General features: G+C 38.1%; 25 protein-coding genes and 1 pseudogene. 9 read left to right on the top strand and 17 right to left on the bottom strand.

Going from position 1 to position 25,877, the window contains the following annotated elements; translation table 11 throughout:
• Nucleotides 1-13 precede the first annotated feature (13 nt).
• From ABXZ36_RS02845 to ABXZ36_RS02775, 15 genes are all read right to left on the bottom strand, one after another.
• Nucleotides 14-529 (bottom strand): hypothetical protein, encoded by a 516-nt coding sequence (locus tag ABXZ36_RS02845; protein ID WP_354613952.1) that lies wholly within the window; start codon nt 527-529, stop codon nt 14-16.
• Nucleotides 530-678: 149 nt separating this feature from the next.
• Nucleotides 679-1,539, bottom strand: a complete 861-nt coding sequence (atpG, locus tag ABXZ36_RS02840; RefSeq protein ID WP_354613951.1) for an ATP synthase F1 subunit gamma — start codon at nt 1,537-1,539, stop codon at nt 679-681.
• 122 nt (nt 1,540-1,661) lie between these two features.
• Entirely contained in the window at nt 1,662-3,242 is a 1,581-nt protein-coding gene (atpA, locus tag ABXZ36_RS02835; protein ID WP_354613950.1) for a F0F1 ATP synthase subunit alpha, read from the bottom strand.
• Between the two features lie 50 nt (nt 3,243-3,292).
• Nucleotides 3,293-3,832 (bottom strand): ATP synthase F1 subunit delta, encoded by a 540-nt coding sequence (gene atpH, locus ABXZ36_RS02830; protein ID WP_354613949.1) that lies wholly within the window; start codon nt 3,830-3,832, stop codon nt 3,293-3,295.
• Between the two features lie 9 nt (nt 3,833-3,841).
• Complete coding sequence (locus ABXZ36_RS02825; protein ID WP_354613948.1) at nt 3,842-4,342, bottom strand: F0F1 ATP synthase subunit B; 501 nt, start codon at nt 4,340-4,342, stop codon at nt 3,842-3,844.
• 95 nt (nt 4,343-4,437) lie between these two features.
• Nucleotides 4,438-4,626, bottom strand: coding sequence for an ATP synthase F0 subunit C (gene atpE / locus ABXZ36_RS02820; protein ID WP_062056832.1), 189 nt, complete (start codon nt 4,624-4,626; stop codon nt 4,438-4,440).
• A gap of 35 nt (nt 4,627-4,661) precedes the next feature.
• The gene (gene atpB / locus ABXZ36_RS02815; RefSeq protein ID WP_354613947.1) at nt 4,662-5,840 is read right to left on the bottom strand and encodes a F0F1 ATP synthase subunit A; all 1,179 of its coding nucleotides are present in this window, start codon (nt 5,838-5,840) and stop codon (nt 4,662-4,664) included.
• 80 nt (nt 5,841-5,920) lie between these two features.
• On the bottom strand, nt 5,921-6,277 hold the full coding sequence (locus ABXZ36_RS02810) for a DUF6168 family protein (protein WP_354614137.1): 357 nt from the start codon (nt 6,275-6,277) through the stop codon (nt 5,921-5,923).
• A 50-nt stretch (nt 6,278-6,327) separates the two neighbouring features.
• Nucleotides 6,328-6,555, bottom strand: a complete 228-nt coding sequence (locus tag ABXZ36_RS02805) for an AtpZ/AtpI family protein (RefSeq protein WP_354613946.1) — start codon at nt 6,553-6,555, stop codon at nt 6,328-6,330.
• A complete protein-coding gene (locus tag ABXZ36_RS02800) occupies nt 6,533-6,952 on the bottom strand; it encodes a bactofilin family protein (protein WP_354613945.1) in 420 nt (139 codons plus the stop codon). The genes ABXZ36_RS02805 and ABXZ36_RS02800 overlap by 23 nt, the downstream gene beginning before the upstream one ends.
• A 4-nt stretch (nt 6,953-6,956) precedes the next feature.
• Nucleotides 6,957-9,515, bottom strand: a complete 2,559-nt coding sequence (porW, locus tag ABXZ36_RS02795; protein WP_354613944.1) for a type IX secretion system periplasmic lipoprotein PorW/SprE — start codon at nt 9,513-9,515, stop codon at nt 6,957-6,959.
• A gap of 132 nt (nt 9,516-9,647) precedes the next feature.
• A complete protein-coding gene (locus ABXZ36_RS02790; RefSeq protein ID WP_354613943.1) occupies nt 9,648-10,343 on the bottom strand; it encodes an ABC transporter ATP-binding protein in 696 nt (231 codons plus the stop codon).
• Nucleotides 10,344-10,373: 30 nt separating this feature from the next.
• Nucleotides 10,374-11,846 carry a DUF5687 family protein gene (locus tag ABXZ36_RS02785; RefSeq protein ID WP_354613942.1) on the bottom strand — a complete coding sequence of 491 codons (1,473 nt, stop codon included), beginning with the start codon at nt 11,844-11,846 and terminating at the stop codon, nt 10,374-10,376.
• A 58-nt stretch (nt 11,847-11,904) separates the two neighbouring features.
• Nucleotides 11,905-12,600 (bottom strand): hypothetical protein, encoded by a 696-nt coding sequence (locus tag ABXZ36_RS02780; RefSeq protein WP_354613941.1) that lies wholly within the window; start codon nt 12,598-12,600, stop codon nt 11,905-11,907.
• Nucleotides 12,601-12,604: 4 nt separating this feature from the next.
• Complete coding sequence (locus ABXZ36_RS02775) at nt 12,605-12,943, bottom strand: PadR family transcriptional regulator (protein WP_354614136.1); 339 nt, start codon at nt 12,941-12,943, stop codon at nt 12,605-12,607.
• Between the two features lie 122 nt (nt 12,944-13,065).
• On the opposite strand from ABXZ36_RS02775, the gene ABXZ36_RS02770 reads away from it, so the two are divergent.
• A complete protein-coding gene (locus ABXZ36_RS02770; protein WP_354613940.1) occupies nt 13,066-14,115 on the top strand; it encodes a 2Fe-2S iron-sulfur cluster-binding protein in 1,050 nt (349 codons plus the stop codon).
• Nucleotides 14,116-14,165: 50 nt separating this feature from the next.
• On the opposite strand, the gene ABXZ36_RS02765 is transcribed toward ABXZ36_RS02770, so the two are convergent.
• The gene (locus ABXZ36_RS02765; protein ID WP_354613939.1) at nt 14,166-14,963 is read right to left on the bottom strand and encodes a patatin-like phospholipase family protein; all 798 of its coding nucleotides are present in this window, start codon (nt 14,961-14,963) and stop codon (nt 14,166-14,168) included.
• A gap of 382 nt (nt 14,964-15,345) precedes the next feature.
• A complete protein-coding gene (locus tag ABXZ36_RS02760; RefSeq protein WP_354613938.1) occupies nt 15,346-15,525 on the bottom strand; it encodes a hypothetical protein in 180 nt (59 codons plus the stop codon).
• A gap of 309 nt (nt 15,526-15,834) precedes the next feature.
• On the opposite strand from ABXZ36_RS02760, the gene ABXZ36_RS02755 reads away from it, so the two are divergent.
• The 8 genes and pseudogenes from ABXZ36_RS02755 to ABXZ36_RS02720 all read left to right on the top strand — a co-directional run bounded on the left by ABXZ36_RS02755 (nt 15,835) and on the right by ABXZ36_RS02720 (nt 25,875).
• Nucleotides 15,835-16,536 carry a TIGR04282 family arsenosugar biosynthesis glycosyltransferase gene (locus tag ABXZ36_RS02755; protein ID WP_354613937.1) on the top strand — a complete coding sequence of 234 codons (702 nt, stop codon included), beginning with the start codon at nt 15,835-15,837 and terminating at the stop codon, nt 16,534-16,536.
• A gap of 63 nt (nt 16,537-16,599) precedes the next feature.
• Complete coding sequence (locus ABXZ36_RS02750) at nt 16,600-19,803, top strand: SusC/RagA family TonB-linked outer membrane protein (protein ID WP_354613936.1); 3,204 nt, start codon at nt 16,600-16,602, stop codon at nt 19,801-19,803.
• Nucleotides 19,804-19,812: 9 nt separating this feature from the next.
• Nucleotides 19,813-21,264 (top strand): SusD/RagB family nutrient-binding outer membrane lipoprotein, encoded by a 1,452-nt coding sequence (locus ABXZ36_RS02745; protein ID WP_354613935.1) that lies wholly within the window; start codon nt 19,813-19,815, stop codon nt 21,262-21,264.
• A gap of 67 nt (nt 21,265-21,331) precedes the next feature.
• Nucleotides 21,332-22,666, top strand: a complete 1,335-nt coding sequence (locus tag ABXZ36_RS02740) for a sodium:solute symporter (RefSeq protein WP_354613934.1) — start codon at nt 21,332-21,334, stop codon at nt 22,664-22,666.
• Nucleotides 22,651-23,253 (top strand): annotated as a pseudogene (locus tag ABXZ36_RS02735) (metallophosphoesterase family protein); the annotation flags it as partial. The gene ABXZ36_RS02740 and the pseudogene ABXZ36_RS02735, both read left to right, overlap by 16 nt.
• A 273-nt stretch (nt 23,254-23,526) precedes the next feature.
• The gene (locus ABXZ36_RS02730) at nt 23,527-23,862 is read left to right on the top strand and encodes an arsenosugar biosynthesis-associated peroxidase-like protein (protein ID WP_354614135.1); all 336 of its coding nucleotides are present in this window, start codon (nt 23,527-23,529) and stop codon (nt 23,860-23,862) included.
• A gap of 107 nt (nt 23,863-23,969) precedes the next feature.
• On the top strand, nt 23,970-25,025 hold the full coding sequence (arsS, locus tag ABXZ36_RS02725) for an arsenosugar biosynthesis radical SAM (seleno)protein ArsS (RefSeq protein WP_354613932.1): 1,056 nt from the start codon (nt 23,970-23,972) through the stop codon (nt 25,023-25,025).
• Between the two features lie 235 nt (nt 25,026-25,260).
• On the top strand, nt 25,261-25,875 hold the full coding sequence (locus ABXZ36_RS02720) for a TetR/AcrR family transcriptional regulator (protein ID WP_354613930.1): 615 nt from the start codon (nt 25,261-25,263) through the stop codon (nt 25,873-25,875).
• The last annotated feature ends 2 nt before the right edge of the window (nt 25,876-25,877 follow it).

Raw genomic sequence — 25,877 nt, 5'->3', positions numbered from 1 at the left:
CCTCATCACAAAGTTAGTTCTTTGGTTTCGTGGAATAAATGAGAGGTGCCTTCTCTTTCACCCCTGTAATCTTGACATATTTAACACGATTTTTGACAATATAACTCAGTATAGCCGCCTTAGGTTCCAGATCAAAGGGAAAATCTTTAATACTTCTACCCTTTATTGATGAAGGTTGGTTCCCCACTTCTTTTTTGGGATCGGCATGCATCACGAGATCTGGTTTAGTAGGAGTGTTGATAAAATTGGCTTGTACAATAAAACCCTCTTCCCTCATTTCTGTAGTAACCTGTGCAATTTGTCCCCTATAAAACAATTCTTGGAATCGTACTTCTTTTGTAATTACCGCAACTGGAATAGTCACCAGATAGCCAGTCCCACTTTTTTCTTTACCGCCCAACCACTCTTGCACAGTAACTGTACCGATCTCAAAAGGAGCTGCACTCTGCAATGTCCTTTGCGATGCACATGAGATAAGACCAGTACAAATAATTATACAAATTAAAATGATGGTTATGATGGATTTCATGATTACCTATTTAAAGTGTTTAGGATTGTTTAACCAAAAGTAGTGCCAAGATACCATTTAAAGTTTTCTACAAAAGCGTAAATAAAAAAACCCCACTTAATAGCGGGGTCCATTGTATGTTAATCCTCATAAGAGCATACGTATTATATTTAATTGTTCAATGCCTCTGCTCCACCAACAATCTCAAGGATTTCATTGGTAATTGCTGCCTGCCTAGCCTTATTGTATGTTAATTTCAATTGGTCTCTCATTTCGGTAGCATTATCGGTAGCCTTATGCATAGCCGTCATACGGGCGCCGTGCTCACTGGCAAAAGAATCACGAATCCCCTTGTATAATTGGGTTTTCAACGACTTTGGAATTAGCTCCTCTATAATCTCTAGTTTGGAAGGTTCAAAAACGTAGTCGGCAGTATTAGGCGCTTGTCCCTCCACGGGTACAATAGGAAGAAACTGTTCTGTCATCACGATCTGTGTAGCTGCATTTTTGAATTTATTATAAACAATATCAATCTTATCATAAGAACCTTTAACAAAAAGCTCCATCAAATCCTCTGCAATGATCGCAACGTTATCAAAAGTTAAATCTTCATAAACCTTACTATGGTTTGAGACAACTTTAAATCTCTTAGAAAGGATATCATTCGCTTTCTTTCCAATTGCCATAAACTCTACCTGTTTTCCAGCGTACGTTTCTTTGGCCAATAGGGCACTTTGTTTAATAATATTGGTGTTAAAAGCTCCACAAAGCCCTCTATTGGAGGTAATGGAAACGATTAATACCTTTTTAACCTCACGGCTATCAGAAAATTTACTTCCAGAATCTGCATCCAAGCTTGCGCTTAAACTTTGTAATAGTTCAGTCAACTTATCCGAATAAGGTCTTATTGCCGTGATGGCATCTTGGGCCTTTTTCAATTTTGCAGCAGAAACCATTTTCATGGCACTAGTAATCTGCATCGTTGAGGAAACGGAAGTTATTCTATTACGTATTTCTTTTAAGTTTGCCATTTGTATTTTAGTGTTGAGTATGAAAGTTTAAATTTTTCCTTTAAAATCCATACTTATCTAACTATTTGAACTAATGAAATTCAAAGTTGGGAGACCTTCATCGCCCAACTTTTCTTCCTTTATTACTTCACGTATTTAGCGGACAAATCTTTACTAACAGAGGTCAACGTATCAATAACCTCATCAGTCAATTTCCCTGCTTTTAGTAAATCCAATACATCTCTGTGCTTGGCATTTAAGAAATCGATATAATCCCTTTCGAATTCCTTTACCTTATCCACAGGTACATTTCTTAACAAATTCTTGGAACCTGCATAAATGATAGCTACCTGATCTTCTACGGTAAAAGGATCGTTTTGGGCTTGTTTTAATATCTCAACGTTTCTGCGTCCCTTTTCAATTACGTTCAAAGTTGCAGCATCCAAATCCGAACCAAATTTAGAAAACGCCTCCAATTCTCGGAATTGTGCCTGATCTAGTTTTAAGGTACCTGCTACCTTTTTCATTGATTTAATTTGTGCGTTACCACCAACACGAGATACGGAAATACCCACGTTAATTGCAGGACGAACCCCTTGGTTGAATAAATCTTGTTCCAAGAATATCTGACCATCAGTAATAGAGATTACGTTGGTAGGGATATAAGCGGAAACGTCACCTGCCTGTGTTTCAATAATTGGCAAAGCTGTTAAAGATCCTCCCCCTTTTACCATTGGTTTCAAGACATCAGGAAGATCGTTCATGTCCTTTGCGATCTTATCATCCGCTATAATTTTTGCAGCACGCTCCAACAATCTAGAGTGAAGGTAGAATACATCCCCAGGATATGCCTCACGTCCCGGTGGACGTCTTAATAATAGGGAGATCTCACGGTAAGCTACAGCTTGTTTTGACAAATCATCATAGATGATCAATGCTGGACGACCAGTATCTCTGAAATACTCTCCAATTGCAGCTCCTGCAAATGGCGCATACACCTGCATAGGTGCAGGATCAGATGCGTTTGCAGCTACAATAGTAGTATAGGCCAAAGCCCCTTTATCCTCTAATGTTTTTGCGATGTTTGCAACTGTTGAAGCCTTTTGGCCAATAGCTACATATATACAATATACAGGCTCCCCCGCATCGTAAAATTCTTTTTGATTAAGAATGGTATCAATACAAACCGTAGTCTTCCCAGTCTGGCGGTCACCAATAACCAACTCACGCTGCCCTCTACCTACTGGAATCATAGCATCAATGGCTTTAATACCTGTCTGTAATGGCTCGTTTACCGGCTGACGGAAAATCACCCCTGGCGCCTTACGCTCCAATGGCATTTTGTACGTTTCACCTGCAATAGGTCCCTTACCATCAATTGGCACACCCAAGGTATTCACTACACGCCCCACAATACCTTCACCAACATTGATAGAGGCAATAGTTTGCGTACGTTTAACAACAGATCCTTCTTTGATGTCTCTTGATGGGCTTAACAAAACCACCCCAACATTGTCTTCTTCCAAGTTAAGAACGATTCCCTGAAGGCCCCCTTCAAACTCTACCAATTCTCCATATTGGACATTGGAAAGACCGTAGACCCTTGCGATACCATCACCAATCTGTAATACGGTACCTACTTCATCCAATGAAGCTGAGGCTTCGAATCCTGATAACTGTTTTTTCAATATTGCTGATACTTCAGCGGCTTTTACTCCTGCCATGCTATTAGATATAAGACGCAAGACATTTGATTGCCTTGACCATTTTAATATTATAAACTATTTGTAAATTCTCTCTTTAAATTGCTCAATTTGGTTGCAATACTTGAATCTAATTGCATATCACCTATTCGAAGAACAAAACCACCTATGATACTTTCGTCCACCGTATTTTGAACAACCACTTTATCAGTCGTCAATCCTGCAATCTTGGCTAAGATTTTCTTTTCCAAATCCACACTTAAGGGCACTGCAGTGGTTACAAAAGCAACACCTTCGCCCTTTAATTTCTCGTTTAGAATGATGTATTTTTCAGCGACATTGTTCAACAAATTAATTCTCTTGTTGGTTACAAGAACATCTATCAGGCCAGTTGTTATTGTATTACTACCTTTAAATACCTCTAAAAGAACATTTTTCTTTGCCTCACTACTTACGACGGGGCTTGCCATCATTGTTTGGAGTTCTTTGCTATCGGCAAGAGTGTTCAATACTGAACGCATATCTTTTTCTACGGCATCAGTGGATTTATTGTCCACTGCCAAGTCCAAAATTGCTTTGGCGTACCGTATCGCTGCTCTTGATTCGTTCATATCCCTCTATTAGTTAAGCTTAATATCACCAACCATATCCTCAACAAGTTTCAACTGCTTGTTATCACCGGACAATTGACCTTTGATTACTTTTTCTGCTATTTCCAAAGAAAGAGTAGCTACTTGATTCTTTATATCTGCTACTGCTGCTTTCTTTTCACTTTCAATGGCAGCTTGCGCCTGCTTGATCATTTTGTCCCCCTCTTCTTTGGCCAAGTCCTTGGCATCGGAAACCATCTTCTCCTTCATTTCACGGGCTTCTTTGATCATGACTTCACGTTCAACACGAGCTTCTTGCAACAATCTTTCGCTATCGGCAGTTACATTTTGCATTTCCTTTTTCGCAGCCTCTGCAGCAGCAAGTGCATCAGAAATACCTTCTTCTCTTTCGTTCAAAGAATTAAGAATTGGTTTCCATGCAAATTTTACCATTAGAAAAATTAATCCCAACAATAGGATTGTCTGAACAATAAATAAACCTGGTGAAAAATCGTTATATAAAGTCTCCATTATCTTGAAAAATTAAATTTTCTTTTTTGTTTAATTTTGAAAACATGTTCTGCAACCAACCGTTGCAGAAACATGTTTTACTGTTTTTGTTCGAATTATTTTCCTAAGAATAATGCTCCGAATGCCAAACCTTCCAAAAGTGCGGCAATAATAATCATGGCTGTTTGAATCTTGTTAGTTGCCTCTGGCTGACGAGCAATACCTTCCATTGCTTTTCCACCGATTTGACCTAATCCAATTCCTGCCCCGATTACGATTAAACCTGCTCCAATTAAATTGTACATAGTAATTGATTTATATTAAATTAAACAAACTCTTATTAAATGAAATTCTCTCTTACATCTTTTGCATCTGGAACTTCGTGACCATGATCGTCATGTGCATGACCATGATCGTGTTCTGCTACCGCCATACCAATAAATAAAGCGGAAAGCATTGTAAAAATATAGGCTTGTAAAAACGCTACTAAAACTTCAATCAAGGTTATGAAAAATGATAACACCAAAGAAAGCCCCGTTGCACCTACCACACCTAAGCTATTTTTTAAGGTAAACATAATTGCTATCAAACTCATTACCACAATATGGCCGGCTGATATATTTGCGAAAAGTCGAACCAACAATGAAAACGGTTTAATCAAAAATGTCCCTGCCAATTCAATAACAGCCAATACTGGCCTGATAAGAACTGGAACACCCGGCATCCATAATATATGTTGCCAGTATTCTCTGTTTCCGCTAACGGTATATATGATCAAGGTAAAAATGGCAAGCGCTGCAGTTACAGCAAGCTGACCAGTAACATTAAATCCAAATGGAGTCAATCCCAAAAGGTTCAAAATCCAAATGAAGAAAAATACCGTTAGAAGATACCCAGTAAATTTTCTGTATTTTTTTTCACCAATATTAGGTCTTGCTATCTCATCTCTCACATAGATTACCAATGGTTCCAAAACTCGACCAAAACCGGTAGGAATCTTTTTGTTCTTATATTGTCTTGCTAAGGCAGAGAATCCTAAAAGCATTAATAGCCCAACAAGTAGAATACCAACAACACTTTTTGTGATTGATAAGTCTAACACCTTTGCTCCATTTTCTATATGGTGCTCTTCATTAAATTCAGCCACCTCAGCAGTTGCAGGCAACTCATATATTTTACTGTGAAACTTGACAAATTTAAGTCCGTTCCTTTCAACAAGAACCTCTCCATTGTCATCATGGTGAAACTCGGATGACATAAATGTTACCAAACCATTGCTAGACCATACAATTACTGGAAGCGGAGCACCTACATGTTGTCGCTCGCCTTCACTATCTGTATAGGAAAACAAATGAAAGTCATGAGCGTCTTTAATATGGTGCTGAATATATGCTGAAACTTCTTCTTCCCCATTTACTTGCCCTTCTTTAGAAGGTTCAGAATTAGAATAACCATTAAAGGCGGTTAAAAGAATGAATAATAAGGCAATATTGCTTAAGTATTTGGATACTATCTTCATTATGAAATTTTCAAAAATTTGGCTCCCTTAAAATTTGCGCAAAGGTAGTTATTAAAAATAATAATTAAACTTTTTTCAAATTATTTATTCTCGTATCCCGCCCTACCCAATATTTTTGCAATAATAAATACCTCAAAAAGCAAAAATAGGAACACAGGTGCCAAAAGTGACATCTTGTTTGCAAATGAATTAGGTTCTTTTTTAAATAAAAGCGCACTAAAAATAATGGCGAATAAAAGCAGTTTTAGAAGAAATGTTCCTAAATATATAAAGCCAAGTTGGGAAGCGAATCTTTCTTTAAAAGATAAAATCTGTAATGAAGCACAAATAGCCAATGAAAAAATGGCGTGAAAGAGATAAATCTGAAACAGCGGAAATCCAATTAATATGTCATTTGACTTTAAAATGAAACTATGGACATAAAATCCAAAAAACAATAAAAATCCAAACAGGAGGACTTGGAAGAGAACCTTTTTTAACAATTTTTCTATTTATTAAGGTTGTTAACTTGGCGGATCATAGAATACATAGACAGGAAAATTGCCAACAACGTAATTGTAATTTCCAAATACCCTGTCTCAAATGTACTATCTAACCATGAACCTAAAAGATTACCTAAATATATGGTAAGCCCCATTTGGATGCCAACACCTGAAAGTGCTGCTGCATTTTGAAGCCCTGTGTTCTTTTTTTTAGGAGGCTTTTGCTGGTCCATTAGTAGTTGTAGTCTTATTTAGGTCGGCTGTTCCACCCTTCCCTTTCATGGAGCAGGCGGCATTGAATGTAGCGCCAGGCTCAACTGCTAATTTAGACACTATAACGGTCCCTTCTATTACGGCAGATGCTTTTAAGGTTAGTAGGTCTTCCACTAAAAGCTCACCATTGAAATTTCCTTCAATATCTGCATTGACACATTCCACTTTCCCGTGGATATACCCATCCTTGCCAATGACCACTTTGCCAGACGTCTTGACGTTGCCGTCCAGTTTACCGTCTATTCTAAAATCGGCTTCAGAGACGATATCGCCTTTGATCTTTGTATTCTTTTCAATTCGGTTGGGCTGTCCGCCTATTTCCGTTACCACGCGGGTCTTTTTGTTGTCTGAAAACATTGTTCTAGGGTTTTGGGGTTAATCGTAACTTTTTATAGTCCTCCAAGTTTTTGTGTACCTGAATGATTTTATAGTTATTGGATAAAATTACAAAATTCTGATAAGCAACTCGGTAATCCTTGTTGTTTTTAAGAAGCTCTGCGTAGCCAAGAGCATATTCCTTAGACCTGAAACCATGTACAATCACGAATTGATCTTCCAAATTATAAATATCCTTGGAAACTACATTCCGGTACTTTAGATCTTGGATAGATTTCTCTAATTTTTCCTTTAGTTGAAGTGCCTGTTCGTTATCTCTAATCTTAAAAGGAAACACCAGTTTCCAATTTCCAGTGCCAACAGATTCTGTTTCTTGTGAGAATTCTCTGGGTTCCAATTTTGGTAGTTGCTCTTCCACCATTTCCCGTGACTTTTTCCCTTCTGGGTTATTGGGATAATTAAGGGCCACATAATTCAACGCCTCCTTAAATGCCTCGAATCCTTCAATCCTTCCAATAGCATTAGCCTTTAGGATTTCAAATTTCGGAACAATTTCATCCCCCGTATATCTGTTTATATTTTCCTCGGCTCCAGCAATAACCTGTAAATAATTTTGATTTTCGTACTCTCTGTATAAAGCTGCATATCGCGCATCTGGACTATCTGAAGTGTCCGCCAAAACGGCTTCCGGATTCAACAATATAACTGCATAGCGAGAATCTGAATGGTTTTCAATAATATCCTGCTTCATTCCATTGGCCAAGGGGCTCCCTGTTTCCTGGTAGATTTTATACAAATTATATTTGGAAGGCAAAACCAATCTTTCCTCAGGATTTGCTTTTAGCACATCGTTAAACCTATTGGCCGCCAATAAATTTTCCTTAAACTTTTCCTTGTATATAACCCCTAATTGATAGTTGGCAAAATTTCTTTCTATCATCAAGCTATCTATGACCACAGGGCTAGTAGGTATTTTGCCCATATAATACTCTGTAGAATATTTTTGCTCTTCCGTAATTTCCTGAGTCTCCACGGAATCGGCATTTGCCAATTCCGCATCTGTCTGCCCGATCTGCTGCGCTATGTTTTTACTGGACCACCTCCAGTTGTCTTCTAGTTCGCGTTTTCCCCATTTGTTTGTAAAATCGGCCTTGCCATAGCCCAAACTAGTGATATTATAAAAATAAAATTTTCCTTTGTTCTCTTTTCCCCCTTTAGAATCTACAAAAGCAGCAAAGCCCGCGGTTATTTTTTCCTTTTCCTTTTTAACCGCTTCTTCTTCCTTCGCTTTTAAATCAGCTATATACCCTTCAAAATAACCCAGTTGTTTTTCTTTTGGCATATTATAAATAGTAATAACACTATCCGCATATTGTACCACATCCTCATAAGCAATGACATCTTCTAAATTATCGAACTTCTTTTTAATAGAGCGGTATTTCTTGGAATCTACAATAAGGTTGGTCAGGGTACTATCATAATAGGCCCCGGAGATCTTGTAGGCGTTCTTGTCAAAATTATATTCTGCCAGATTTTCGTAGTTCAAGGCATTCAATCGGGGTTCGTTCTTGGTGGCCACTAAAGACTTATTAAAATAGGCCAAGGCCAAACTGTCCGATTGGTTTTCCAAATGATATTCTGCTAATTGACGGTAAATTTTGTCTAAAAAAGGCCTGTTTTCCCTATTTTCTTCCAATTCCGTTAGATATTCGAACAATACTTCCTTGTTCTCAGGAGTGACTTTAGTATTCTTAATTTTCTGAAGGTGGGCATTGATCATGTACACCCTAGGCGATTTTCTATTTAATGCAATTACTTTATCAAAAGCATAATTGGCACTATCCCTATACCCCAATTGATTGTAGAGTTGGCCTATTATAAAATAATACCTGCCCTTTTCTTGGTTTTTTTTGGTGTATGCCGATGCAATCTTTAATTGTTGAATTGCAGTATCAGGAACTTTAAGATTAATGTAGGCCTGTGCCATCATTCCCCTGGCATCTGCATATTCCTGATCTTTTAACCGTTCATATTTTAAAAGTCGTTTTAGGTTTTTGAGGGCTAGATCCTCATTTTCCAAACGAATATGTACCTTTTCCCTCCAAATGGTAGCCTCATTGAGCTTATCACTTTCGTTGTACTTGTTGAGGATGTAGTTAAAGGCCTCTAGAGCGGGGATGTACCGTTGGTCAAAATATCTAGATTTACCAAGCAAGAGAAAAGCTTCGTCCGTTTCTGGATTACGCTCCTCATCTTTAATATCCATGCTATGCTTTTGAATTGCCTTGGAAGCTTTTTCCTCGGCCAACAAAAATTTAGGGCTGTTGTCTTCGGAATCAAGTTTTATTTCATCGGTCACTTCCAAACGTTCTACAGGGAGCACCTCCCAATAATTATCCTGATAGGAAGCATTGAGCTCTTCTCGTCCTTCTTCAAAGGCAATGTTCCCGTTGTAAAGAACATTATATTTGGTGTTTAAGGCATGCCAATTACGATTGATAAGGGCATCCTTTTTAGTGGAACATGCATTAAATAGCAATCCACTAGAAAGTAGAAATAAAATAAGTTTTAACCGAAGCTTCAAAATAAGTAGTATTCGTACGTATCCTAAACTAAAAAATAACCCGTTTATTATACCGTTGATCGGTAAAAATACCTTTATTTTTAATTAGAAGAAAATACAACCCTTTGTATACATCCAATTATGGTCTACTGCTTACCCAGCAAAAAAGGTTTCCAGCTCCTTTAATGTTTCAGCGGAAGTTTTTATATCGTTCACTATTTCTCCTTTTTTAAGAACCACAATACGTTCCGCAACCTCGGTTACATGGATAAGATCGTGACTAGATATTAGAACAGTGACATCCCTTTTAGCTGTAAGTTCCTTTATGATCCCTTTTAGACGAATTTGTGTGGTTGGATCCAAGTTGGCAAAGGGCTCATCCAAGATAATGACCTCGGGGTTTCCGATGAATGTGGCAACAATCCCTACTTTTTTCTGATTTCCCTTGCTCAGATCCCTTAAATACTTCTTTTGCCCCAATATTTCACCATGGAAAAAGTCCTCGAACCCTGTCAAAAGCGCATTAACATCGGCCTTATTCTGTCCCCTTAACTCTCCTATGAAATAGAAATACTCCTCGGGAGTTAGATATCCAATTAAAAAGGTTTCATCAATAAAGGCAGAAGTAAATGGTTTCCAAGCCTCACTCTTGTCCACTTGCACCCCATTATTTACAATCTCACCTGTGCTAGGTTGTATCAGATCCAATAACAGACTGAAAAGCGTGGTCTTCCCTGCCCCATTGTTACCAACTAGACCAAAACTCTGGCCTTTTGGGATTTCTAAATTAGGGATATTCAAAACAGTGGCAGAGCCATATGTCTTTGTGATTTGTTGAACTGTTATCATGGTATGATTTTTATTAAAAATAAAGCTAGGTTAGTTTGTTTGTTTGTAGGCTAAAAGGGTCTTGTATTTCTCCTTTTTGTAAATGCCTTCTATCATTTTGAATACTTGATTTTTAAAGGCATACCCTAGTACACCTGCCAAGGCTACAAAAATATAGCCAGCTGTTGGGTTTATTAGATAGTGACCCAGGGCATAAAATCCCAAAGGCAACAATAATTTAGGAAGCGTTAGCAAGAGCGTTTTGGCATTGAATGCTTGTTTGTCGCCAAAGGCTTTCTTATTAGAGGTTAGATCGATGGGTGTTTTTATATAGGCTCCACCCCAAAGCACCAGATAGGAATTCACCCCAATATTGTAAATGGCCCCAACCAAGACGGCCAAGTAAGCCTCCCAACCAAAATACAGGTAAAAGGAAGCTACTACGGTGCTAATAATGGTAGCAAACACCATCAGGTACCATTTGGAATCGAGGTATTCCCGATACTTTATATTCTGGCTCATCATCAGCGGGTAATAAGAACTATCCCAACTGGGTACAAATTGCCCAAAACTAAAGAGGAAACCTCCCGAAATAAATATTCCTGCAAAAATCTTCCAAACTGGGTTTTCATACATCTCTAAAGATCCCGTAAAGAAAAGGAACCCGTAAAAAATAAAGAAAAAGCTCATGATTACCGAGGTTCTTGAGCGCTTGTTGCGTTTAATGAGCTTAATATCATTCTTGAGAAAAGTCCCGAGGTTTCCAAAACGGTTCAACCAGCTCAGATCTTCAGTCTTGGCTTCGGTCTGTTTTACGGCCAACCCTGCATCTAAATACATGTGCTTTTTAAAATGTGTGTATGCAGCCATATACATTCCTACTAGTAGTACCCATGGCACAATGGCCATCAAAGGCAGGTTGTACAGGGCGTCAAAAAAGGGAGCAGTAAAAACGGTAATATCAAAAAGATTAAAATATTGGCACCCTGCCAATAACGCTAAAATTGCTACGGCAGGATAGAAAACGCTATCCTTATTGTTGGCCAATATATTGATGAAGTTATTAGCGTAGATCAAGGCCAACATCCCTAAATGCCAACCAATAACCCCTATAGGGTTATATCCTTCTATTAGCAGCACAATAGAAAAAGGAACAAAGAAAAAAGCATGGGCTATATTGAAGAAAGATATAACTGTCTTCCCTAGAGAATAGTTCACGACCTGTTGTTTCTTAAAGGGCAAATACAACAAAGGCTTTATATTGGTGATAGGCATTTTTTGCATCATATACCTAATGAATAGATCCATGCCCAGATAATAAATCAGGTATTTATTCACTATTACCAAGGGATCCCCTATTTCGGCTTTTTCGATGATATAAAATACCCCTACCCCTAAAAATAGGAAGATGGCAATAAAATAGAGGGCACCAAAGGCCATAAGTATTTTAAGGGCCACATTGGTCTTAAAGGAAGCTGACCTAATGAACGATTTCCATTGTAGGTTGATAAAGTGCTTAAACATATAGGTTGGTTTGTTTTTCTAGATGGTTAGTATTTCAAAGGAAAAGATTGTTACACTTTTAAGCCAATTTATATTCGGGATAGGTCTCAGAAAGGAGCTGTTCCGCTTTTGTAGGAATAATGAAAGCAATTATATAGAATAAAAGGATGTAACAGGTAAGAAAAAAGGAAAGGGCCAATAAAAACCATTGATTATGAACAAATCTATGGGAGAGCAAGTTAAGGTTTAATAGGTGTAAAGGAAGAATCCCCAAATTAAATAGTCCCATTTGATTGAAAATCATTTCCTCCATCATCCATTTTCGCGGCTTGGCATTCAGTTTTTTTCGATACCTAATGCTGCTAATAAAAAGGGGAATCATTAAACCCGCACTATTCGCAACAAAAAAGTAATAGACCATCTCTTGGGTCATCACCCTTAGGAGACTAAAATAGATCATGGTTAAAAACAGGGTCAAGACTACTTTGGGCAATGTAAAATACTCCCTGTAGAACCGCCAGATGATGGCCCTATATCTTTTCTCCATAGCCTTCACGCGTTCGCTAATAACATCTTGGAACCCAAATATTCCAAACTTTTTAAATTCCTTATTAAGGGCCTCGTGAAATGTAAGGGTAGGTGTTTGTTTCCATTGAAGCTCTATGCCATTGGCCAAGTGGTCTACCATCTCTGTTTGCAGGTCGTAATGCTCTACAAAATGTTTACGAGTGAAGGTATAGAGTTCCTGTATTTGATCTTGATTTAAATTCATCATCCCATTAATTAATACTCCAATTGGGGTTTACCAAATGCTGCATGCTCCTAATAAATTCTTCCAGTTCCGCCAATCTATTTTTTGTTTCCTTTACCCCCGCCTCAGTAAGCTTATAATACTTTCGCAATCTATTTTCTACTTTGGCCACCTCAACATCCAAAAGACCCTCCGCCTCCAACTTATGCAGGGCGGGATAAAGCGCTCCTTCGGTTATCTGCAGCTCCCCCTTGGTCAATTCCTTTACCTTTTGAGTAATCTCATAGCCATACATTTTACCCTGCTCCTCCAGCAATTTTAAAATGATGGTGTTTAAACTTCCCTTATACAATTTGGCGTTTCCCATAATCATAACAACAGACTCAAATATAGCTAATTTTCTTATACATAAGAATTTTAGGTATAAATTTTTCATAATCCCATTTTGTATCAACTGCGCTTTGCTTAATTTTGCGAGAAATTTATTCTATGGCAGATTTTCATTCCCTAACGGTTCATCAAGTAAAATCACTTACAGCAGATTCCGTTGCGATCACTTTTACCATTCCAAAAAATCTTATCCAGACTTTTTTATTTACGTCAGGTCAGTATATCACTATAAAAAAAGAAATTAAAGGCATAGAATTGAGAAGGGCTTATTCAATAAGTTCTTCCCCATCTTGTGGTAATATTACTATAGGTGTGAAGAAAGTAGACAAAGGCGGTTTTTCTGACTATGCTAATTCAAAAATTTCAGCGGGAGACGTGTTGGAGGTAATGCCCCCAGAAGGGAGATTTTTATTTAAACCAACCGATAAGGTGAAAAACGTTGCCGCTTTTGCTGCAGGGAGTGGAATAACGCCTATCATCAGTATTGCCCGTACTGTTTTGGCTAGTAACCCAAAGAACAAATTCATGCTGGTCTATGGGAACAAATCGTACAAAGAAACCATGTTTTACACAGAATTGGTAAAACTACAATTGGAATATGCCAATCGGTTTTTTATTTATTTTATCTGTAGCCAAGAGCAGGAAGCGGATTCACTTTTTGGACGTATAGATGTTTCAACGGTGAACTTTGCTTTAAATAACAAACACAAGGATATCAATTTTGATGATTACTATCTATGTGGTCCGGAAGCCATGATAAATCTGGTAACTGATACTTTAAAAGAAGCTAGTATTTCTGAGGATAAGATTCACTTTGAGTTATTTACCTCTACCGAAATAATGGATGAACTTCCTGAGCATATTGAAGGGCAATCCCAAATAACTATAACCTTGGATGATGAGGAATTTACCTTTTCCATGGATAAAAAGACGCTAGTCTTGGACGCCGTTCTTAAAGAAAACATTGATGCACCCTATTCATGCCAAGGAGGAGTTTGCAGTAGTTGTATTGCCAGGGTAACCGAAGGGAAAGCAGAAATGGTGAAAAACCAAATTTTGACAGATGGAGAGATAGCAGAAGGGTTAATTTTGACATGTCAGGCACATCCTACCACGCCAACGTTGAAAGTAGATTACGATGATGTATAACCCATCAAGAAAACATAAAATAAAAAACACCACCTATTAAGTGGTGTTTTTTATTTTAGGGCTTTGGATTTACCCATAACCTCGTCCAATTTTCTAGCAGCGTGTTCATACCCAATAGCATACGCTTTTTCTATTCCCTTTTTATCTAATATTCCTATCAATTCCAGCTCCTTGGGTTCAAATACAAGATCACATTTTTGGATCTTTTCCTTATTTATAGCATAGATCATTAAAGCCGTGGTCCTACTAGCAAGCTGAAAAGAGGTGCTAATGGAGTTCTTCCCAATTTCCTTTATGCTGGAAACATTGCTTCCAATGATAAAATCTGAAGTATTTCCGATTTCAGTATAAGGGAAATTGTTCATGATACCACCGTCTGCATATAAATTGCCCTGAATACTTACGGGACTAAAAAGCGGAGGCAATGCTGCCGAAGCTAATAAGGGTCTGATTAATTCCCCCTCTGAAAATACTTTTTGATCTCCTTTTTGGAGGTCTGTGGCCACCACATGAAGTTTACGCTCCAATTTAGAAAAGGAATCTTCGGGAAAATACGCCTTAAATAAATCGAAATAGCGCTCCGTATCCAAAAGGCCTGGTTTTAAAATAGTCATAAAATTATATCGGAACAAAGGAGTTTCCTTAAAAAAATGAAGCATGTCCGATACTGGATTACCATTGGCATATAGGGCCCCAACCAAGGCTCCAACACTGGTACCTGAGATTACATTGGCAGCGATTCCATATTCGTCCAAAGCTTTGAGCATGCCAATATGAGCCATACCTTTAACTCCTCCTCCGGATAACACCAAGCCCACTGATTTAGATTGCAACTCCGTTACTTCCATAATTCAATTACTATTTTTTTCAATTCTTCAAGGAAAAATCTGATACTGAATTGATCAAAACTACCATTTTTAAACCCATAATACACTATTTTGTATTTGTAAAAGAAGGGGGATTGCAAACCACTTGGTCTGTAAGTTGTAATGCCTACCCAGCCTTTTATAAACATCATGTAAATCAACGATCAAAATAACCTAATAGTCTTTAAATTGTTATAGGAACTGTTATTTAAGTATTACTAAAACCGACTAATTGGTCGGTTTTAGTAAATACATCAATTATTCTTTCTATTTCCATCATGACTCCTAGAGATTTACTAATTAAGAAGAAAAGCTGTCATTCTCAAAAACGATCATGGTTACTAGGCGTTGCCTAAAAAACCATTTAAACTTTAGTAATCATCTTGCCTTTGTTCTTTCCTTTTAAAAGAGCTATAAGGGCTTGGGGTGTTTTTTCAAAGCCCTCCACAATGATCTCTTTGTAAGTTAATTTACTTTCTCCCAACCCCAGTCCCAATTGTTTTATAGCTTCAGGTCTGTTGTCCAACAGAATAGTTTTGTTCATGATTTTATGTTACTGTTTTTATTTACAGCGCAATTCTGTCCCAACCCAGCAGCCATCTCAACCCTTTTAAAAATTGATTTGAACTATTAAAATAGGCGCAAAGTCGAAATTAGTTCAAAATGTAAATTCCTAAACAAAACTATGAAACTCTTGTTCTGAATTTTAACCTTTACGCTTAAAAAAATTCCCTTATCCAATTAACAAAAATTGCAAAATGTTAAATTTTTAGGAACTTGTAATTAAAAAGTTGCTCCTTCGACCAAACACTTAACACCTTTTTAACGTAAATAGTACAAAGTATTTGTTTTTATGCCCTCAATATCACATATGACCACGGCCGTATTGGTTTTTGCCTATTCCCCTTCGGAAGAAGTGCGGCATAAGCCAATCCCAAAAGCCAACGCATTATATTACGAACTAACGGCAAAAACATTACAAACAGTTGAGAAATCTGGGCTTTCCTATTTTCTTTTTACGGAACACGAACAAACGGGCTCAAATTTTGGGGAGCGATTTACCAATGCCATCCAAGCTGTGTTTGATCATGGATTCGACAAAGTCATTACTATTGGTAATGACACTCCAGAATTAAAAGCATCCCAAATTAAAAGTGCTTCCATTCATTTGGATAAAGGAGAATTTGTTTTAGGTCCTTCCACGGATGGTGGTTTCTACCTTATGGGTATCCACAAATCCCATTTTGATGCCTCAAAATTGATGGATATACCATGGCAGACGAACAGAACTGCAACTGCGGTCCTTAATTTGGTTCAACAGAATAATATTTCTGTTGCAAGACTTGAGACACTTTCAGATCTAGATTGTATTTCTGACCTGAAAAATTTTATAAAATACAATTCGTCATTACCTCCTGTTTTTATTGATCTAATCCTTTCTATCCTTGGCGTAAAAAGTCAAGAAGTACCTCACACACAAAATATTTTTTCCAAAGACTTTGGAAATAGCTTCTACAATAAGGGTTCTCCTATAATTCACCTTTACCAAGCTTAAGAGCAAGTAGCATTCACCTCTTGCACCAAACAAATAGTTATTATTCCATTTATTACAATTAAAATGAAGCAAATCGTTTTATTAACGGCCCTATGCTTTTTTGCATTTGGATCATCACAAACTATTATTTCAGGAAAGGTCACCTCGGAAATAGGGGAAGCTCTGCCTGGTGTGAATATTATATATGTTGGAACCAATAAAGGTACCACCACCAACGATGACGGAGAATATGCTATTAATATTCCTGACACCTATGGTTCCTTAGAGTTTTCAGCCTTAGGCCTACAAACGCAAATAATTGCAATACGCAATAGGGCTATAATCAATTTGGTATTACGTGAATCCAGTCAGGAATTGGAAGAAGTAGTACTTACTGCCTTTGGCCTTAAAAGGGAAAGTAAGGAATTAGGCTATGTGGTACAAAGTCTAGACACAAAAGGGCTAACTGAAGTTAAATCGGTGAATTTTTTAGACAACCTATCCGGAAAATTGGCAGGAGTAACTGTTAACCAAGGGGCTACAGGGGTAGGGTCTTCCTCTAAGATAACCATTAGGGGTGAAGCTTCCTTTTCCAATAATAATCCGCTTTTTGTGGTAGATGGGGTACCTATCAACAATAACTCTGTCTTCAATTTTAACAATGAGGCGGCGGCCGGATTTCAAGCTATAGATTTTGGAAACGGAGCGATGGAGGTAAATCCGGATGATATTGCAGAGGTATCCGTACTTAAAGGTCCAAGTGCAGCCGCCTTATACGGTACACGGGCTTCCAATGGTGTTATTGTTATAGAAACTAAAAATGGATCTACTAGCAAAGGGCTTGGAATTAGTTATAATTCGAGCTTCTTTGTGGATTCTGCATTTAAACTTCCCGAGTTCCAAAATGAATTCGGCCAAGGAAATTCGGGGCAATTTGCGTTTGTTGATGGCCTAGGAGGGGGAACAAACGACAATATTACCTATAGCTGGGGTCCGCGATTAGACCAAGGGATTTTAGTACCCCAGTTCGACAGTCCTGTTCTTTTGCCAGACGGCCGAACAGTGCGAGGTGGCGATACAGCGTTATACGATGGTATTGCGATTACTCCCACCCCTTTTGTTTCCAATCCTGACAATTTAAAAGACTTTTACGAAACAGGGACCACCACCATCAACAACCTATCAATTTCCTCAGGATTTGATAAAGGCAACTACCGATTATCTTTTACAGATCTTCGCAGTGAATCTATTATTCCGGGAGTAAATTTAGACCGCCAAACAATAAGTGCCCGCTTAGGATTTTCGCCAACAGCTAAATTAAGTATCAACTCTTCCATTAGCTATGTGAATTCTCAGAGTGACAATAGACCTTCAAATGGGTACGGCTCTGAAAATGTAAATTACTCCCTTGTAGCTTGGGGGCCTCGTTCCCTAAACATTAATAACTTAAAGGATTATTGGCAGCCTGGTTTGGAAGGACTGCAACAGTATTCTTATAACTATACCTTCTTTGACAACCCTTATTTTATTCTAAAAGAAAATACGAACTCTTTTAACAGAGATAGGGTTTTTGGTAATATTTCAGCCAAATACACCATATCAGATCATCTCAGTGCTACAATTCGCACGGGAATGGACTATTCTAATGAATTGCGCCAATTGAAACGAGCTTTCAGCTCTAACCGTTTTAGAAATGGCGGATATGCAGAGCATGATGTATTTTTTAGGGAAATCAACACAGATTTTCTTTTAAATTACACCAATAGGTTTAATGATTTTAAAGTTGACGTTTCCTTAGGCGGCAATAGAATGGACCAAATGGCCGCTACAAATCAATCACAAACCACAAGCCTGGCACAACCAGGAATATTCAAACTTTCAAATGCCGCCTCACCGATTGAGGTTTTTGAATTCGAATCACAAAAACGCATCAATAGTTTTTATGGTTTAGCAAAGTTTGGTTATAAAAATTTTTTGTTTGTGGACATCACTGGTCGTAACGACTGGTCGAGCTCTTTAGCCACACCATTTTCGGTGGACAATACTTCTTTCTTTTACCCTTCGGTCTCCAGTAGCTTCATCCTTTCTGAAGTTGCCGATCTTCCTGAAATTGTTTCTTTTGCCAAACTACGAGCAAGCTACGCCCAAGTGGGTAATGATACTAATCCGTACCAAACAACCGGTGCATTTGTAGCCCAAACCCCTTTTAACGGACAGCCCACTTTTAGCGATCAAAACACCATTCCAAACCCAAATCTGAAACCAGAAACCACAAGTTCCTTTGAGGTTGGTGCTGATATTCGATTTTTTAAGGACCGCTTAAATTTTGATGTAAGTTATTACAATGCGTTAACCAAAGATCAAATTATTTCTCTCCCTATTGGCATATCATCTGGATATACCCAACAAGTTGTCAACGGCGGCGCTGTTAGATCAAAAGGAATAGAAATTATTGCGGGGATAACGCCAATTGCTACTTTCAATTTTACCTGGAAAAGTACTTTGAATTTTAGCACTAATAAAGCTATAGTTGAAGACCTCCCTCAAGATGATGGTAGGCTAACGTTGGCCTATTCCAGAATATACGATAGTCAAAACCAAACGGTATTTTTACAGGTTGAAGAAGGTGGTAGGGTTGGTGACCTTTACGGTACTGGCTATCTAAAGAATGAAAATGGGGACTTTATCCTAACGGATCAAGGACGCTACATTGCTGATAACAACTTACAGAAATTAGGAAATTACAATCCGGACTTTATGCTGGGCTTTAGTAATCAATTTCAATATAAAAATTGGGATTTAGGTGTTCTCTGGGATTGGAAACAAGGAGGTATAATTGTTTCAAGAACTAGAGCCTTAGGCAACGTTGGGGGACAATTGGCAGAAACTTCCTTTAGACCAGAAACTGGAATTATACCTAGAGGCGTGGTTAATGTAGGTACACCTAGTGCTACAGTTTACCAACCTAATACAGTAGCTGTTACCGCCGAAAGTTATTACCGTCAATTCTACGATAGGAACCATGAAGAAAACAACACCTACGATGCTTCCTTTTTAAAATTAAGACAGGTAGCCATTGGGTATACCTTTGATAACCTGAACGTTTTTAAAACCGATGCGAATCTACGAATATCCCTAATTGGCAGAAATTTATTTGCCTTCACAGAAAACCCGCATTTTGATCCTGAACAACTAGCGGTACAAGGGCAAGGCTTTGTAAGCGGTGTAGAAGACATGTCCTATGCCACCACTAGAAGTATAGGGATAAAAACTGGATTTAATTTTTAAAAAAGAAAGATGAAAAATTATATACACATAAAAATTTGGGGATATATAATGGCTTTGGCCGTTATTACCTCTTGCACTAAGGATTTTGAGGAAATCAATACAAATCCGAATGCACCTGTTAGTGTACAACCAAGTTTACTCTTGCGCCAAGTGATTTATGACTATGGAGAACAAATGTCTTATGAAGGCTTCACAGCAGGAAACCTCTTAGGACAATATACGACGGCGTTAGATTTTAACCTTTTTGATAGGCACAACCTAAAATCCCCGCAATTGGGTGGTAATCCTTGGCCCATTTTCTATAAAAATCTCCGTGATAATGAAATTATCTTGAACCAGGCACGCACAGTGGAAACCTATGCCGTTTATGAAGGTCCCGCTCTTATTTTAAAGGCCTATATGACCGCTGCCTTAACAGATATTTTTGGAGATGTGCCCTATTCTGAAGGCTTTAGGGGAAAAGATGAAACGGTAACTCCCGTTTATGACGCCCAAGAAGCTATTTATTTAGCAGAAGGGGGAATATTAGACAATTTAGATAAAGGAATAGTAGCCATTCAAAACTATTCGGGCACCATTGCGCTTCAAGGAGATATTTTGTTTAATGGTAACCTACAGGCTTGGGTTCGTTTTGCCAATTCCCTAAAAATAAAATCATTGATGAGGATTTCCAATAAGACGGATGTTACCACTGATTTACAAGCCATTTATGATGGTGGTGAATACATTGGTTTAAATTCGCAAAATGCTGTTTTTGACTTTTCAGATGGGGAGCCCAATAATTTTAGATTGGCACGATTGCGCATTGGGGATTTCAATAATTTTGTCCTTTCTGAAACCATGGAGGAAGTTCTGATCAATCTAAATGATGATAGAGTAGAACGTTTGTTCCGCCCTTTTGCCAATAGTACCAATGGAGATTTTAATGGCCTTTTGAATGGCATTGACGCCTCCCAAACTTCTATAGCCCTAGCTGATTATTCCTTAACAGGAACAATATTCAGGGAAAATACAGGACTTTTAGACGCTAATTTTATGACCAGTTGGGAAACTCAGTTCCTTTTGGCAGAAGCTGCCGAAAAAGGAATTATCGTTGCCAATGCACAACAATTGTACGAGACTGGAGTAACCCAGGCTTTTGAATACTGGCAGGTACCCTTATCATCTACTTACTTGACGATAGACGCTGCATATGGCTTAACAGGTGCTAATCCAATTGAACAGATCATCACCCAAAAGTGGATAGCCAATATGATTAATGGATATGAAGGTTGGATAGAATACCGCCGTACGGGGTTTCCCCAACTAAAAACCATTTCGGCTAGTTTAAACAATGATCTGATTCCGGTAAGAATGCCCTATCCAGCCGAGGAAGAGGCCCTAAATAATAAAAATTATACCACCGCTGCAACTGCAACCGATGATAATAGCATTAATATAAAAGTCTGGTGGGACCAGTAAGTCTGTCCCTTAAACCTGCTGAACCATTAGTGAAAATAAAAAGTAAGAGATAACCAAAAAATTAGATATGGAACAATACTGGCAATGGGGATTGATTATCACTTCTAGTGTGATACTCTTTTTGCTATCTCCTCTTGCTAAAAGTACCAATCAGTTTTTTAAGGCAGTCCACAGAAAAAAGGCCCCCAATACCTTTATGCTAATGGGGAGTCTGGTGATATCTTGGATATTCGCCAAAAGTATTACCAATGCCGCAAATTTAGGGTTAGATTATGGTATTGTTGGCGGCGTAGCTTACGCAGCTTATTATGTCTCATTTGCTGTTGCTGGGCTGATCATTTACCAAATGAGAGTTCAAGGAAATTTTAAGAGTATACATCACTTCTTAACCTTCCGTTTTGGAAAAGGAGCCGTTGCTGTATTTTCCATCCTCATAGCCATCCGCCTTTTTAATGAAGTTTGGAGCAACACCATGGTCATTGGCACCTACTTCGGGGAAACTGGTTCATCTCCATACTATTGGTCGATATTATTATTTACAGCACTTACCTTGGCATATACCCTAAAAGGGGGACTCAGTAGTTCCATATTTACGGATGTTATCCAAATGGCTCTATTTTCTATCTTATTATTCATTATACTTTGGAATGTTTTCCATGTAGATAACACATTCACCCCAACCAAGGCTATTACGACTGGAGTATGGAGTTTTGAGATGGGTGTTAATTTACTTTTGGCAGCACTTTTACAATCCTTCAGCTACCCCTTTCACGATCCGGTCCTAACCGATAGAGGTTTTATCAGCAGTCCAAAAGTGACTAGAAAAAGTTTCTTATGGGCAAGTTTAGTAGGTGCACTATGTATTATACTTTTCAGTATAATTGGCGTCTATGCAAAACATGCCGGTCTACAAGGACAAGCGGCCGTTGAAGTAGGCAAGGCTTTTGGGGTGATAATTCTATTGGTCATCAATTTTATTATGATCACTTCCGCCGCTTCCACCCTAGATTCTACTTTTTCTTCTTTTTCAAAGCTCTTATCGGTTGATTTAAATTTGGGAAACACCTTAAAATTTGGGCGTTGGTCCATGGCTTTAATTGCTGTTTTGGGTACAATTCCCGTATTTTTAAATGCTGAAATATTATCGGCTACTACGATAAGTGGGACCATGGTCATTGGCCTTACCCCTGTATTCTTATTTTGGAAAAGCGAAACGCCTAAAATCAGCTTCTATTTAAGTGTATTTTGTGGAATATTATTTGGATTTTTATTGCTTTTTGAAGTATTTCCGCAACGCATGATCTTTACAAGTGGAAAGTACGCCGATTTACTTTGGATTAATTTTTGGGGAATTTTTTCCTGCATCTTATTATATTTTATACCAAAATGGATAAAAAGATAACACATCTAGGAACTTTAAAAGGAAAACTCTTGCTATTCGGAGGTGTCTATAGCAACCTCCAGGCGTTGGAGCGGCTTGTGGATATTGCCACTACAGAAGGAATATCCCCTGAAAACTGTATCTGCACTGGTGACATCGTAGGCTATTGCGCCCAACCAGAAGAAACCGTCTCTCTTTTTAGACATTGGGGAGCAAGGAGCATATCCGGTAACGTGGAGCAGCAATTAGTTGAGGGTGCGGAAGATTGTGGCTGTGATTTTACAAAAGGCAGTAGGTGTGATGGGTTTTCAAAACTGTGGTATCCTTATTCCCAAATGAACTTATCAAAAGACGCCATAGAATGGATGGGCGAGTTGCCCAATCATTTAAACTTTAGCTATAGTAATAAACAGGTAATGGTAGTTCATGGGTCATATAACAACGTGTCAGAATTTATCTTTGAATCGACCCCAGAACCTATTAAGCGCGCACATTTTGACCAAACCCAGAGCAATGTCATCATAGCCGGTCATTGTGGCCTACCATTCCATCAAAAATTTGAAGATCATTTATGGCTCAATCCAGGAGTCATTGGGATGCCAGCGAATGAAGGCGAAACAAGAGTCTGGTACATGGTATTAGAAGAAATAAACGGAGAAATACATATTTCTCATCGGTATTTTGAATATGACCACCGCACTACAAATAAACTAATGTTAAAAAACAATTTGCCCGAAGCCTATGCGGACACCCTCTTAACTGGCTTTTGGGACAACATGGAAATTCTTCCCTTGGCCGAAAGGCAGTTGAAGGGAATTCCATATAATTTTGGTCCCAACGTGGACCAAACAGAACATACAATAACTAAAAAAAATAATAAAATGGCAGATTCATATTATGATCCAGCAGATTTACGAAAGTTCGGAAAGATTACTGATTGGAGTGAAGAATTGGGAACTAAATTTTTCGACTATTACGGGAAAGTGTTTGAGGAAGGAGCATTGACCGCCCGTGAAAAATCGCTCATCGCTTTGGCCGTCTCACATGTCGTAAAATGTCCCTATTGTATAGATTCCTATACCAAAGATGGACTACAAAAAGGAATAACCAAGGAGGAAATGATGGAAGCAGTGCATGTTGGTGCCGCTATTGAAAGCGGTGCAACCTTGGTACATGGTGTACAAATGATGAAGAAGTACGACAAACTATCCATGTAAATAAAACGAATACAAGTGCAGCATCGTAGAATTCATGATATAGAAGAAACCTTCTTCTTTATGTAATCTTTTCAAAGTTCTGCGTACTAAATATTGAATACAAAAAAATGGCTACAAAATCTTTAAAAGCAAGACATGATGATCTTGTAATTGGCAACAAACAATTAGAAATTCTTAATGGTGGTATCTTCAAAGATGGAGAACTCCCCTACTTTAAGGATAAGATTGCCCAAACAGGACATTTCCCACTTCGTCCCAAGAAGTTAGAAATATTGCAAATCAATGTAGGATATATGTGCAACCAAGTTTGCGAGCATTGCCATGTAGATGCAGGACCGGACCGAAAAGAGATTATGACCCGCGATACTATGGAGCAGTGTTTGGAGGTTATCCGCAATACAGGCGCACATACCCTTGATCTTACCGGAGGTGCCCCTGAGATGAACCCCGATTTTCGCTGGTTCGTAGAGGAAGCATCTAAAGCAGGAATCAAAGATTTTATTGTTCGGTCTAACCTTACCATCATAAGGGCTAACAAAAAGTATTACGATCTTCCTGAGTTTTTCAAAAAGCACAACGTACACGTAATTTCGTCTATGCCCCATTACACAAAAGGCAAAACAGACAAGCAACGTGGTGATGGCGTTTTTGACAAATCCATCAAAGCACTGCAAGAATTGAACGCTGTAGGATATGGAATGCCAGATAGTGAACTGCGTTTAGATTTGGTATACAACCCGTCAGGTGCTTATTTGCCCGGAGATCAGGCGGCCATGGAACGCGATTTCAAAAAAGCATTGAAAAATGATTTTGATATAAATTTTCATAATTTGTTTGCTATTACCAATTTACCTATTGCGCGCTTTTTGGATTATTTAATAGCTTCAGAAAATTATGAGGACTATATGTACGCCTTAGTAGAAGCTTATAATCCATCAGCCGTTGCAAGTGTAATGTGTACCAATACCATATCCATTAGTTGGGACGGGTGGTTATACGATTGCGATTTCAACCAAATGTTAGATCTAAAGGTAGCTAGTAAGGTAAAACATATAAAGGACTATAATGAAGATGTTCTTAATGACAGAAACATCATCATATCACAACACTGTTATGGTTGTACCGCAGGTGCTGGTAGCAGTTGTCAGGGCACGGTCGCCTAATTCTGTCCCTTTTATTAAAAGTAAAATAGCGGTAAATACACTTCATCCGAAATTAAAACCGACCAATTACCAACTGATTGGTCGGTTTATTTTTTATAATAACCGCTTTTTTGTAGAAAATAACCATTATAACGAATTTAACATGCGATTCGTCTTTTAATATTTACCAAATCTCATATCTATCTGTTCTTTGTTAGAGACTCTCGGGTCTGTTTTACCCCAAAACCTAAATCTTATGGAAAAGAACCTAAAACGCATGGCAACCATGCAACGTATGCAATGTACTGGATTAGAATTGTTTTACCAACAAGGATATTATAACACCAGTATAGATGATATTTTGAAAAAGTTATCCCTTTCTAAAGGTGCTTTTTACTATCACTTTCAATCCAAAGAAGATTTCTTTATAAGTATTGTCCAGAACCTTTTGTTCCAAAAAGTATACAGTACGCTAGTGGAGCCCATTGAAGGTCGGGAAGACCCTTTAAATGTTATTTCCAAAGCCATAGAGGATGCACTTGAAACGGCAGAGCATAATGATTTAGATTATGGGTTTGTGTTGAGCAACTTTATTACGGAGTTCAATGGAAAAAATCCTGAAATCATGAAGTATCTTATGGATATACTGAAAGTGTGGGAGGTTAACCTAATCACGACGCTACAAAAGGGAAAATCAGACGGGTATATAGACAGGCATGTAGATAGTGAAGCTGTAGCCACTTATGTGATCTCATCCTATATAGGCATACGCACCTTAATGGTAGAAGGCAACCCAAAAATGCTACGCTATAAGTACATCCAACAATTAAAAAACTATTTTAAGTTAATCTCTTATAAAACGATAGCCTAAAA

This window comes from Sediminicola arcticus (assembly GCF_040566695.1).
GTDB lineage: Bacteria > Bacteroidota > Bacteroidia > Flavobacteriales > Flavobacteriaceae > Sediminicola > Sediminicola arcticus.
The sequence above is the reverse complement of the archived record's forward strand: the minus strand, read 5'-3'. Positions and strand labels throughout refer to the sequence as shown.

What these genes read in the sequence shown, in the direction of transcription:
- atpE (WP_062056832.1), bottom strand. Translation starts at nt 4,626, where the DNA reads ATGTACAATTTAATTGGAGCAGGTTTAATCGTAATCGGGGCAGGAATT.
- atpH (WP_354613949.1), bottom strand. Translation starts at nt 3,832, where the DNA reads ATGAACGAATCAAGAGCAGCGATACGGTACGCCAAAGCAATTTTGGAC.
- ABXZ36_RS02750 (WP_354613936.1), top strand. Translation starts at nt 16,600, where the DNA reads ATGAAGCAAATCGTTTTATTAACGGCCCTATGCTTTTTTGCATTTGGA.
- ABXZ36_RS02790 (WP_354613943.1), bottom strand. Translation starts at nt 10,343, where the DNA reads ATGATAACAGTTCAACAAATCACAAAGACATATGGCTCTGCCACTGTT.
- ABXZ36_RS02775 (WP_354614136.1), bottom strand. Translation starts at nt 12,943, where the DNA reads ATGGGAAACGCCAAATTGTATAAGGGAAGTTTAAACACCATCATTTTA.
- arsS (WP_354613932.1), top strand. Translation starts at nt 23,970, where the DNA reads ATGGCTACAAAATCTTTAAAAGCAAGACATGATGATCTTGTAATTGGC.
- ABXZ36_RS02760 (WP_354613938.1), bottom strand. Translation starts at nt 15,525, where the DNA reads ATGAACAAAACTATTCTGTTGGACAACAGACCTGAAGCTATAAAACAA.
- atpG (WP_354613951.1), bottom strand. Translation starts at nt 1,539, where the DNA reads ATGGCAAACTTAAAAGAAATACGTAATAGAATAACTTCCGTTTCCTCA.
- ABXZ36_RS02745 (WP_354613935.1), top strand. Translation starts at nt 19,813, where the DNA reads ATGAAAAATTATATACACATAAAAATTTGGGGATATATAATGGCTTTG.
- atpA (WP_354613950.1), bottom strand. Translation starts at nt 3,242, where the DNA reads ATGGCAGGAGTAAAAGCCGCTGAAGTATCAGCAATATTGAAAAAACAG.
- ABXZ36_RS02845 (WP_354613952.1), bottom strand. Translation starts at nt 529, where the DNA reads ATGAAATCCATCATAACCATCATTTTAATTTGTATAATTATTTGTACT.
- atpB (WP_354613947.1), bottom strand. Translation starts at nt 5,840, where the DNA reads ATGAAGATAGTATCCAAATACTTAAGCAATATTGCCTTATTATTCATT.
- ABXZ36_RS02720 (WP_354613930.1), top strand. Translation starts at nt 25,261, where the DNA reads ATGGAAAAGAACCTAAAACGCATGGCAACCATGCAACGTATGCAATGT.
- ABXZ36_RS02800 (WP_354613945.1), bottom strand. Translation starts at nt 6,952, where the DNA reads ATGTTTTCAGACAACAAAAAGACCCGCGTGGTAACGGAAATAGGCGGA.
- ABXZ36_RS02780 (WP_354613941.1), bottom strand. Translation starts at nt 12,600, where the DNA reads ATGATGAATTTAAATCAAGATCAAATACAGGAACTCTATACCTTCACT.
- ABXZ36_RS02765 (WP_354613939.1), bottom strand. Translation starts at nt 14,963, where the DNA reads ATGGAAGTAACGGAGTTGCAATCTAAATCAGTGGGCTTGGTGTTATCC.
- ABXZ36_RS02730 (WP_354614135.1), top strand. Translation starts at nt 23,527, where the DNA reads ATGGCAGATTCATATTATGATCCAGCAGATTTACGAAAGTTCGGAAAG.
- ABXZ36_RS02805 (WP_354613946.1), bottom strand. Translation starts at nt 6,555, where the DNA reads ATGGACCAGCAAAAGCCTCCTAAAAAAAAGAACACAGGGCTTCAAAAT.
- ABXZ36_RS02770 (WP_354613940.1), top strand. Translation starts at nt 13,066, where the DNA reads ATGGCAGATTTTCATTCCCTAACGGTTCATCAAGTAAAATCACTTACA.
- ABXZ36_RS02785 (WP_354613942.1), bottom strand. Translation starts at nt 11,846, where the DNA reads ATGTTTAAGCACTTTATCAACCTACAATGGAAATCGTTCATTAGGTCA.
- ABXZ36_RS02755 (WP_354613937.1), top strand. Translation starts at nt 15,835, where the DNA reads ATGCCCTCAATATCACATATGACCACGGCCGTATTGGTTTTTGCCTAT.
- ABXZ36_RS02740 (WP_354613934.1), top strand. Translation starts at nt 21,332, where the DNA reads ATGGAACAATACTGGCAATGGGGATTGATTATCACTTCTAGTGTGATA.
- ABXZ36_RS02825 (WP_354613948.1), bottom strand. Translation starts at nt 4,342, where the DNA reads ATGGAGACTTTATATAACGATTTTTCACCAGGTTTATTTATTGTTCAG.